We start from the raw sequence: 11,267 nt of genomic DNA, 5'->3' as shown, positions 1-11,267 counted from the left end.
AAACTAAAAAACGGGAGTTTAATGTGGAAACAGGTACTCTGATATCACTAGCGCTGTACTTTATTGTCATGCTAGGTATTGGGCTTTATGCCTATAAAAAGTCTACCGACTCGGTTTCAGGCTACATGCTTGGAGGACGAGGCTTAGGTCCTGCAGTTACAGCATTATCAGCAGGTGCATCTGATATGAGTGGCTGGATGTTGATGGGCTTACCCGGTGCAATTTACGTCTCTGGCGTGTCACAGTTGTGGATTGCAGTGGGTCTGGTCATTGGTGCATTCTTAAACTATGTCATTGTGGCACCCCGCCTCAGAACCTACACCGAAGTTGCTAACGACTCAATTACGATACCCGACTACTTTGCTAATCGATTTAACGATAAAGGTCGTCGCCTGCGTATCTTTTCTTCAGTCGTTATTATCATCTTCTTCACCTTGTACACTTCAGCCAGCTTAGTTGCGGGAGGAAAGCTGTTCGACAGTTCCTTCGGCATGGACTACACCACAGGTCTCTGGGTCACGGCTGGTGTCGTTTGTGCCTATACCCTGTTCGGCGGTTTTTTGGCAGTGAGTATGACGGACTTCGTGCAGGGCTGCATCATGTTCGTTGCCCTGGTCCTGGTTCCAATCGTCGCCTTTGCTGAACTTGGTGGATACAGCAGTGTTGTAGGTCAGGTTGGAGACATTAATCCAGACTTCCTGCAATTCTTTAAAGATGGCGAAACGGGTGAAATGCTAGGGTTTCTTGGTATCGTTTCATTGCTCGCCTGGGGGCTTGGTTACTTTGGCCAACCACACATTATCGTGCGTTTCATGGCAATTCGCTCAGTAAGCGATGTCAAAGCCGCTCGTCGTATCGGTGTTTCATGGATGACGGTTTCTATCATTGGTGCCATGGCAACAGGTTTTGTCGGTATTTCTTACGTCTCTGAGACGCAGATGAGTCTCCCCGATGCTGAAACTATTTTCATTATCTTTTCTCAGTTCCTGTTCCACCCTTTAATTGGTGGTTTCCTGCTGGCCGCTATACTCGCAGCAATTATGAGTACTATCTCCTCACAACTGCTGGTTAGCTCAAGCTCTTTAACCGAAGACTTCTATAAAGCCTTCCTGCGTAAAGATGCAAGTCAAAAAGAGCTGGTTTTTGTTGGACGTCTGTCTGTTCTGGCTGTCTCGTTGGTCGCCATCTGGCTGGCATGGAACCCGGAAAATACCATTCTGAGTCTGGTCAGTAACGCCTGGGCTGGCTTCGGCGCAGCATTCGGCCCCGTTGTTATTCTAAGCCTATTCTGGAAGCGTATGAACCGCAACGGCGCATTGGCAGGGATGTTAGCCGGTGCCATAACAGTGTTGTTCTGGATTTACGGACCAACCTTTGGTGGCGAGCACCTTTCAGCTTACGTTTATGAAATAGTACCTGGATTTATCCTGTCTACTCTGGCAGTCATCGTCTTCAGCAAAATGACTGCTGAACCAGAGCAAGAGCTTCAGGATAAATTTGTTGAAATGGAAAGTGTCATTGATGATTACTACCATGGTGACAAAAAAGGTTAAGCTATTTACGCCTTGTAACTGATAAAAAGACCAGCCCATCGTGGCTGGTCTTTTTTGTTTTGGAAGTCCGGCCTATAGTGGAAAAAAACAAAAAGGTAACCACTATGGCTAAATTAAACATTATTGCATCCGCCGCGCTCGCATTTTCCTGCGCGGCAACAACCTTACCCAGTAATGCCAGTGACCGTATTACCGGGCATCACTTTGCTACCCGCTCGGAAGCTATGGCGCCTACGGCAATGGCCGCAACAAGCCAGCCATTAGCCACGCAAGTTGCGTTAGATATTATGCAGGAAGGCGGTAATGCAATAGATGCCGCTATTGCAGCGAATGCGGTATTAGGTCTGGTCGAGCCAACCGGAAACGGCATTGGTGGCGACCTCTACGCCATTGTCTGGGATGCTGAGGCTAGGAAACTTTATGGCCTCAATGCCTCCGGCCGTTCTCCGCAAAGCTTAACGCTCGACTATTTTAAAGAAAACGGATATGAATCAATTCCTGCTCGCGGTGTACTGCCCTTATCCGTTCCCGGGGCAGTAGACGGCTGGTTTGAACTGCACGATCGCTTCGGTGAGTTAGGCATGGAGAAAATATTACAGCCAGCTATTAACTATGCTGAATCCGGTTTCCCAGTTACCGAAGTCATCGCTTATTACATGAAGCGTAACGCCGAAGTACTAAAAGATATCCCCGGCTTTACCGATGTCTTTATGCGTGACGGTAATGTACCGGAAAAAGGAGAGCGATTTAAAAACCCGGATCTGGCCAATACTTACAAAATGCTCGCCAACGAGGGCCGTGACAGCTTTTATAAAGGTGACATTGCTCACACCATTAGTGATTTCGTGGAGAAACATGGCGGCTTTCTTTCCTACGAAGACTTAGCTCAGCATACATCAACCTGGGTCGATCCTGTCTCGACTAACTACCGCGGATACGATTTATGGGAATTACCGCCTAACACCCAGGGAATTGCCGCACTTCAAATTTTAAACATGCTTGAACAGTTTGATATCAAAGCAATGGGTTACGACAGCCCGGAGTACATCCATCATTTTGTTGAAGCCAAGAAGCTCGCTTTTGAAGACCGTGCTAAATACTATTCGGATCCGGCGTTCAATGATGTACCTGTTCAAGGCCTTATTGACAAAGAATACGGCAAAAAGCGTGCGCAGTTGATTAATTCTGAGCACGCTGGGCGCTCTTATGAGCCGGGCAACCCTCCCACAGAGGGCGACACTATTTATCTGACCACTGCCGATAAAAACGGCAATATGGTGTCACTGATTCAAAGTAACTATCGCGGCATGGGTTCAGGCGTTACTCCAACCGGTTTAGGGTTCGTTCTGCAAAACCGGGGAGAGCTTTTTGCGCTAGACCCAAACCACCGTAACGTATTTGAACCAGGTAAACGCCCTTTTCACACCATTATCCCGGCCTTCGTCACTAAAGACGGTAAGCCTCTTATGAGCTACGGGGTTATGGGCGGTGCAACTCAGCCACAAATGCATGCACAAATTCTTATCAACCTCATTGATTTTGGCATGAACTTGCAAGAAGCCGGTGACGCGCCGCGTATTCTGCATACCGGTTCAAGTCAGCCAACCGGGTCGGTAATGGAAGATGGCGGTGTTGTGAGCCTCGAGAACGGTTTCTCTAAACACACTCGCCGTGAGCTGATAAAAATGGGGCACACACTGCAGGAAGCCGTGGGTCCATATGGTGGTTATCAGGCTATCTGGAAAGACCATGAAGAAGACGTCTATATTGGAGCTTCGGAAAGCCGTAAAGATGGGCACGCTGCGGGTTATTAACAGTGTTAGCCGTTTCGCCTCAGACCAGACGAAACGGCTTTATCTTTTCAGATACAAATAGAAGTTCTTACTAGCCTCTGCGTTCACGATAGAGTTCAATTTCTTCCATGATCAAGTCACGCATTCTGGTCGTTGTTTCGTAACCAAGATCAATGGCTTCCTGACCACGATAAAACTCCATAATACCAATGTGACCTAGCTTAGGCTGCACTAAGATATCAGGCGGATCACCCGCCATACGGGCCTTAGTAATACGCTCCTGCATAATGTCTATAGAGCTGGCCATAACACTGAACATACCCGGCGCTTTTTCACCGTTATTTCTAAAGCGTTCTTTAAAACTATCCAGGTACTCTTTACTGCCCGACCACATATTATCGAAAAATCCGTTTTCGTTATCCTGAATCTCCGCATCCGTCTTTTCTTTTTCCAACTGTTCGGCCTCTGTCTGAGGCGGAATACTGCGGCCTCGACGTTGCAAAGCCTTGGAGTTCAACTGCGAATTCAGGTGGACGGCAATAACAAAATCAGCACCTAAAGCGCGGCATAACGACACCGGAACAGGATTAACCAAACCACCGTCGATTAACCAGCGGCCATCGAATGACTTGGGAGACAATATTCCAGGCATGGCACAAGACGCTCTGGAGGCATCGTATAGGTCGCCGCTGCGCAACCAAATCTCGCGGCCACTATATAAATCAGTAGCGACCGCGCCATAAGTCACAGGTAAATCTTCAATGTTACGCTGGCCAAACTCCTCGCGGGCGCGATTAAAGACTTTCTCCCCACCAATGATGCCACCATGGTTAAAACCAAAATCCAGCAAATTAAACACTTCCCAACGGTTCATGCCCTGAACCCATTGCTCTACCTCGGCCAATCGCCCGGACGCATAACCTGCCCCCACTAACGATCCAATTGATGTACCGGCCACCATATTTATGCGCACGCCCATCTCTTCCAATGCCTTAATGACACCAATGTGCGCCCATCCTCTTGCCGCTCCAGAGCCCAGAGCTAAAGCGACTTTCACTTCAGACATGTGCTGTTTCCTGCTTTTCTTAATAATGTATCTATCGTACTATGATTACTCATTCGTCAACAACACCACTGAGCAGTTAGATGATTTGGACAGAACGTCAGTCAGGTACATCAGCACAGCGCCCTAACGATACCCGCACAAACTTTCAACGGGACAAAGCCCGAATTCTTCACAGTGCTGCATTCCGGCGACTGCAGGCAAAAACTCAGGTTATGTATGTTGGTATGCACGACTTCCCCCGTACACGACTGACGCACTCACTGGAAGCCAGCCAAATTGGTGCTAGTCTGGTAGTCCATTTAAGTAACCGGCATCCGGCCCTGACTGAGCAACTGGAGCTGTCAGAGCCTTTACTCGAATCTTTATGTCTGGCGCACGACATAGGCCATCCACCATTTGGCCACGGTGGTGAAATTGCTCTTAATTATATGATGCGTAACAACGGCGGATTTGAAGGTAACGGTCAGACATTTCGTATTGTCACCCAGCTTGAAGCTTATACGCCTGAGCATGGCATGAGCTTAACCCGAAGAACTCTGCTGGGGCTGTTAAAGTACCCGGTATTAGCCAGTGCAATCCGAAGACAAAAACTTCCCCCTGAGGTAACAAACTTTCGCCATTTACCCACTCGCGAATGGCTGCCACCAAAAGCCTTGTATGACGACGACTCAGAACAGTTAGACTGGGTACTTCAGCCGCTAAGCACTAACGATAAGAAACATTTCCAGTCGTTAGTGCACGGACCATCACAAACTACCCATGGGAAAAGTGCTCTAAAAAGTGTTGATGCATCGATTATGGAAGCGGCAGATGATATAGCCTACGGCGTTCACGATCTTGAGGACGCCATTGTTGTCGGCCTGATCCAGAGGCATCACTGGGAAGAACATATGTTCTCTGACTTACAGCAGCTTGAAGCAGAACTTTCCGACTTTAACGCCCGAAAGTTAACCGAGGATCTCTTCTCCGGCAGCCATCACCTCCGCAAGCAGGCAATAGGAGGATTAGTCAATCGGCTGCTTACCTCAGCAAGACTTACCTCTACGGAAGACAGTTTTGACTGCCCTTTGCTGCAATATGAAGTTGAGTTAGGAGCTCCCGAAAAAATTCTGCTAAATTCACTAAAGCAATTTATTTTTAAATGGGTGATTCGAAAACCAGAAATGCAAGCGCAGGAATTTAAAGGGCAGCAAATTGTTATGGAGCTGTTTGAAGTTTTAGCCGTAGAGCCGGAACGTTTATTGCCTGAAAACACCCGTGTACGTTACTTGCATCAGCAACAAAAAGGTGGGAATGCTTTGCGCGTAATTTCTGATTACCTTTCCGGCATGACTGACGGTTACGCCGCTAAACTCTACCAGGAGTTGTTCTCGGTCAGCTCGCCCAAAAGTGCATTTCAGTAATTTTACTCATAAAAAACCGGAGCAATAAGCTCCGGCTTGTTGTTCCGAAAAATAAGCCAGTTATGACAAACTGATATCGTCTTTCGCGTTACCTTTCTTTTCTGCTTTCTTGTCAGCCTTAGCCTCGCTCTTCGCATCGTCTTTCGCAGCAGCACGCTCAGCTTCACGAGTTTCTTTTGTTCGCTTTTCTGGTTTCGACAGCAGAAGTTCGCGAATACGACCTTCTAATTCGTCGGAAATTTTAGGGTTCTCCTGCAAAAACTTCATTGAGTTAGCTTTACCCTGACCAATTTTGTCGCCGTTATAGCTGTACCAGGCACCGGCTTTATCAACCATTTTGTGTTTAACACCCAAGTCGATGAGCTCACCTTCTTTAGAAATGCCTTTGCCGTATAAAATTTGGAAATGCGCTTCTTTGAACGGTGGAGCTACCTTGTTTTTAACCACTTTCACGCGGGTTTCGTTACCCACAACTTCGTCACCTTCTTTCAATGCACCGGTACGGCGAATATCCAGACGAACCGAAGAGTAAAATTTCAATGCGTTACCACCCGTTGTGGTTTCAGGATTACCAAACATCACACCAATTTTCATCCGAATTTGGTTGATAAAAATACACATGGTGTTAGATTTTTTAATGTTCGAGGTTAGCTTACGCAACGCTTGAGACATTAGACGAGCCTGCAAACCAACATGGCTATCGCCCATTTCCCCTTCAATTTCCGCTTTGGGTGTTAGCGCGGCTACCGAGTCAACAATAACAATATCGACTGCGCCGGAACGAACCAGCATGTCGCAAATTTCTAAAGCCTGCTCACCAGTATCTGGCTGAGATATTAATAAGTCATCAACGTTAACGCCTAAAGCTTCCGCGTAAATCGGATCCAATGCGTGCTCAGCATCAACAAAGGCACAGGTCTTACCCATTTTTTGTGCCTCGGCAATCACTTCAAGAGTCATGGTCGTTTTACCACTGGACTCAGGACCGTAAATTTCTATAACTCGTCCAAAAGGTAAGCCACCAATACCAAGAGCAATATCCAGTCCTAGCGAACCGGTTGAAACAGAGTCGATATCCAGAGTCTGGTTATCGCCCAGACGCATGATAGAACCTTTACCAAATTGACGTTCGATTTGTCCGAGCGCTGCATCTAACGCCTTTTGACGATCATTGCTCATTATAAGCTCCGTTATTAATCACTGGTTTTATAAACAGTATACTGTACACATTTACAGTATCAAGCGTTGTTCTTATTTTTTCACTAAAACAAAAGTAACTTATTGTAATTCAATTAGATTTATAAGCTTACCCAGAACCGCATCTAAGGTTTGTAGACGCACCTGAGTGCGGTCACCCGCAAATTGTTCAGACCAGCACCAACAGCTGTCACTATTTGCTATTGCCATCCATACCAGACCCACCGGTTTCTCCGCTGTGCCACCCGCAGGCCCTGCAACACCACTTACTGCAATCCCCCAGTCGGCATCGCATGCCGCAATGGCACTAGTCGCCATTTGCTGAACACAAGCTTCGGATACTGCCCCGTGCTTTTCCAGTACGCGAGACTCAACCGACAACAACTTTTGCTTAAGACCGTTAGTATAGGTGATTAATCCACCATTAAACCAAGCAGAACTTCCCGCAACTTCGGTAATAGCGTATCCTATTCCCCCTCCGGTACAAGATTCTGCGGTGCATAGTGTCTGCTGCTTCTGCTGTAGACTCGAACCCACTTGTTCCGCGAGTTTAAAGGTTTGCGGCGCGATTGCCGTGGTTGCTAACATAACACTGGCTCCAGATAAGAATAATCAATTATGCCTGAATTCTCTGATAAACAGATCCAATCACATACCCCAATGATGCAGCAATACCTACGGATAAAAGCGGAGCATGCTGACATGCTTTTATTCTATCGCATGGGGGACTTTTACGAACTGTTTTTTGAAGACGCCAAGCGCTCAGCGCAACTGTTGGATATCTCCCTAACCGCGCGGGGTCAGAGTAATGGTGAACCTATTCCAATGGCAGGTGTTCCCTATCACGCAGTAGAAAGCTATCTGGCGCGCCTGGTCAATATGGGCGAATCGGTTGCCATCTGCGAACAAATTGGCGATCCGGCAACGAGCAAGGGCCCGGTTGAGAGAAAAGTCGTGCGTATTGTTACACCTGGTACCGTTACTGACGAGTCGCTGTTAGCAGAAAAAAGACAAAACCTGTTAGTTGCTATTTGCCCGCTGAATCCGAAACAGCCAGAAGCGGAATACGCGATATCCAGTCTGGAGCTAAGTAGCGGCCGTTTCTGGATAACCAAAGCCCATTCCAGTGAACAGCTGGCTGCAGAAATGCAGCGTTTAGAACCGGCCGAACTGCTCTATCCGGAATCTATCTCGTTAGCCGGGCTACCTTTGGCTAAAGCAAAATGCAAACGCCGACCGGCCTGGGAGTTTGAGCAACAAACCGCGTTTATGCTACTGACGCGCCAATTTGGCACTCAGCATTTAGAAGGCTTTGGTATCAAAAATAATGAGCCTACCTTGGCCGCTGCCGGTGCTATTTTGCATTATGTAAAAGAAACTCAACGCGCTGCTCTGCCTCATATTCAGGCGCTGGTTACAGAGCATCCGCAAGACGCTATTATTCTCGACGCCGCAACACGCAGAAACCTTGAGCTACAGCAGAGCATGGGTGAAGGCGATACGCATCTTTCGGCGGTACTCGACAAAACCGTTTCAGCTATGGGTAGCCGTCAGTTTCAACGTTGGTTGCAGCGCCCGGTTCGCAATCATCAGGAACTCAACCAGCGCTACGACGCTGTCGATGCGTTAAAAGAAAATCTGAGTTTTGAAAATATACAGCTAGCATTAAAACAGTTAGCCGACATTGAACGTATTGTTGCCCGTGTGGGCTTGCGAAGCGCGCGTCCGAAAGACTTTGCACGTTTGCGCGACAGCCTGGCTAAAATACCGGAAGTCAGAGCGTCTTTATCTCACCGTTCGCTGAGCTATCTGAAAGACATTATTGAACCCTTTCCAGAAGTTGTCGACTTGCTGACTAAAGCCGTTATTGAGCAGCCACCTTTATTGATTCGCGACGGTGGTGTTATTGCCGAAGGATACGATAAAGAGCTTGATGAATTGCGCGATCTTGCAACGGGTGCTACCGATTACCTGAAACAACTGGAGCAGCGTGAGCGTGAGAGAAGTGGTATTGCCACATTAAAAGTTGGCTATAACAGAGTTCATGGTTACTTCATTGAAGTCAGCCGGCAGTCATCAGAAGCGGTACCCGATGACTATCAGCGCCGCCAGACACTAAAAAATACAGAACGCTATATTATTCCTGAGCTAAAAGAGCACGAAGACAAAGTTCTGAATGCTCAGGCCCGCTCTCTGGCCAGAGAAAAATGGCTTTACGACCAACTCTTTGAGCACTTATTGCCACAGGTAAACGCACTGCAAAAAAGCGCTTCGGGTCTGGCTCAACTCGATACCTTGTGCTGTTTTGCCCGGCTGGCTGACAATTATCGTTATTGTCGCCCACAGCTGCAAAAGGAAACCAGCTTAATTGAATTGGAAGCAGCCCGTCACCCGGTTATTGAACAACTAAGCGATGAGCCTTTTATTGCTAACCCCATGTCGCTGGCACCTCAGCAACGTATGCTGATGATAACCGGCCCTAACATGGGCGGTAAATCGACTTATATGCGACAAGCCGCGTTAATCGTTATTCTGGCGCACATGGGCTGCTATGTACCAGCTGATAAGGCAATTATTGGCGACATCGATCGTATCTTTACCCGTATTGGTGCCTCTGATGATTTAGCCTCAGGCCGTTCGACTTTTATGGTAGAAATGACAGAAACCGCAAACATTCTGCATAACGCCACTGCAAAAAGCCTGGTGCTTATGGATGAAATTGGTCGTGGTACTTCAACCTATGACGGCTTGTCACTGGCGTGGTCTTGTGCCGACTACCTTTCCCGGCAACTCCAGTGTCTTACTTTATTCGCCACTCATTACTTCGAGTTAACCGAGTTGGCAGAAGAGTTACCAGCCACGGTAAACGTTCACGTCGATGCGAAAGAGTACGGCGATACCATCGCCTTTTTGCATAAAGTCAGTCCAGGCGCTGCTAGCCAGAGCTTTGGTTTGCAAGTGGCTAAACTGGCCGGAGTGCCCGATCATGTCATTCATAAAGCAAAACAAAAGTTGTCAGAGCTGGAGCATACTCACCACGGAGTTTTAAACGACCCCAAACAAACCACTATGGAACTCACTCCTCCGCCTGAAGCCTTTCCCTCTCATACAGAAAAACGCGACCCACTGCGTGATGAGCTGGAACAACTGGACATTGATGGTCTGACCCCGAAACAGGCGCTGGATATTCTTTACCAATGGCAGCAGAAACAAAAAGGCTCAACAAAAAGTTGAGCCTTTTTCATTACTGAAAATACTTTCAGTCATTGCTCTATTTACTGAGCAGTAAATAGAGAATCTAACGTTAAGCCTTGCTGTTTTAACGAATCACGTAATTTACGCAGGGCTTCCACTTGTATCTGTCGGACTCGCTCACGTGTGAGACCAATTTCACGACCAACATCCTCTAAAGTTGAAGGTTCATAGCCCATTAGCCCGAAACGGCGAGCGAGAACCTCACGTTGTTTCTCACTTAACGACTGCAACCATTCAGTGATATTTCCTTTCAGGTTTTCATCCTGTAAAACACCTTCCGGACCGGTATCCGCATCATCGGTCAGGATATCCAACAAGGCTTTATCGTTATCGCCGCCTATGGGCGTATCTACCGAACCAATGCGTTCATTCAGACGCAACATTTTGGTGATGTCGCCCACCGGCTTATCGAGGCTTTTCGCAATATCTTCGGCAGTTGGCTCGTGATCCAGTTTATGCGCAAGTTCACGGGCAGCACGAAGGTACACGTTAAGCTCTTTAACAACGTGAATCGGCAATCTAATGGTACGCGTCTGGTTCATAATAGCGCGTTCAATCGTTTGTCGTATCCACCAGGTAGCGTAAGTTGAGAAACGAAACCCGCGTTCAGGATCGAACTTTTCGACCGCCCGAATAAGCCCCAGATTACCCTCTTCAACTAAATCTAATAACGGCAATCCGCGATTAGAATAACGACGGGCAATTTTAACAACCAGTCTGAGGTTACTTTCAATCATACGACGGCGAGCTGCTTTGTCGCCTTTCAATGCACGGCGGGAATAAAAGACCTCCTCTTCAGCAGTCAGTAAAGGAGAGAACCCAATTTCTCCCAGGTATAACTGCGTCGCGTCCATCTTCTTTTGATATTGAGTTGAAGACGAGGATAGCGCCTCTTCCAACTCTTCTGCTGTGCTGTCTGTGCTATCTACAATAGACTCTTCTTCATTAGCTTCGACGTTTTCAACTGCTTCTTCCTTTATGCGGCTCATAACAAGCTCCT

At 47.5% G+C, this 11,267-nt stretch carries 8 protein-coding genes; 4 read left to right on the top strand and 4 right to left on the bottom strand.

The genetic code is table 11. The annotated features are described in order from the left end of the window. Positions 1 to 23 precede the first annotated feature (23 nt). The gene (gene putP, locus Q5L94_RS01665) at positions 24 to 1,553 is read left to right on the top strand and encodes a sodium/proline symporter PutP (protein WP_317496761.1); all 1,530 of its coding nucleotides are present in this window, start codon (positions 24 to 26) and stop codon (positions 1,551 to 1,553) included. A gap of 104 nt (positions 1,554 to 1,657) precedes the next feature. After that, positions 1,658 to 3,367, top strand: coding sequence for a gamma-glutamyltransferase (gene ggt, locus Q5L94_RS01660; protein ID WP_317496760.1), 1,710 nt, complete (start codon positions 1,658 to 1,660; stop codon positions 3,365 to 3,367). A gap of 70 nt (positions 3,368 to 3,437) precedes the next feature. Here the strand turns inward: ggt and rssA are convergent, their stop codons facing one another. Continuing rightward, positions 3,438 to 4,412: a patatin-like phospholipase RssA gene (gene rssA, locus Q5L94_RS01655; protein WP_317496759.1), complete on the bottom strand. Its 975-nt coding sequence runs from the start codon at positions 4,410 to 4,412 to the stop codon at positions 3,438 to 3,440. An 80-nt stretch (positions 4,413 to 4,492) separates the two neighbouring features. On the opposite strand from rssA, the gene Q5L94_RS01650 reads away from it, so the two are divergent. Further along, positions 4,493 to 5,815 (top strand): anti-phage deoxyguanosine triphosphatase, encoded by a 1,323-nt coding sequence (locus Q5L94_RS01650; RefSeq protein ID WP_317496758.1) that lies wholly within the window; start codon positions 4,493 to 4,495, stop codon positions 5,813 to 5,815. A 60-nt stretch (positions 5,816 to 5,875) separates the two neighbouring features. Here the strand turns inward: Q5L94_RS01650 and recA are convergent, their stop codons facing one another. Both recA and Q5L94_RS01640 read right to left on the bottom strand, forming a co-directional pair. Beyond that, positions 5,876 to 6,994, bottom strand: a complete 1,119-nt coding sequence (gene recA / locus Q5L94_RS01645) for a recombinase RecA (RefSeq protein WP_317496757.1) — start codon at positions 6,992 to 6,994, stop codon at positions 5,876 to 5,878. 99 nt (positions 6,995 to 7,093) lie between these two features. Next, entirely contained in the window at positions 7,094 to 7,600 is a 507-nt protein-coding gene (locus Q5L94_RS01640; protein ID WP_317496756.1) for a CinA family protein, read from the bottom strand. A 30-nt stretch (positions 7,601 to 7,630) separates the two neighbouring features. On the opposite strand from Q5L94_RS01640, the gene mutS reads away from it, so the two are divergent. After that, positions 7,631 to 10,246 (top strand): DNA mismatch repair protein MutS, encoded by a 2,616-nt coding sequence (mutS, locus tag Q5L94_RS01635; RefSeq protein ID WP_317496755.1) that lies wholly within the window; start codon positions 7,631 to 7,633, stop codon positions 10,244 to 10,246. A 41-nt stretch (positions 10,247 to 10,287) separates the two neighbouring features. Here mutS and rpoS read toward each other — a convergent pair whose 3' ends face one another. Further along, positions 10,288 to 11,256, bottom strand: coding sequence for an RNA polymerase sigma factor RpoS (gene rpoS / locus Q5L94_RS01630; protein ID WP_317496754.1), 969 nt, complete (start codon positions 11,254 to 11,256; stop codon positions 10,288 to 10,290). Positions 11,257 to 11,267: the final 11 nt, after the last annotated feature.

The organism is Idiomarina sp. Sol25 (assembly GCF_033052775.1).
In the GTDB taxonomy this organism is placed as follows: Bacteria; Pseudomonadota; Gammaproteobacteria; order Enterobacterales; family Alteromonadaceae; genus Idiomarina.
This window is presented reverse-complemented; position numbering and strand designations above follow the sequence as displayed.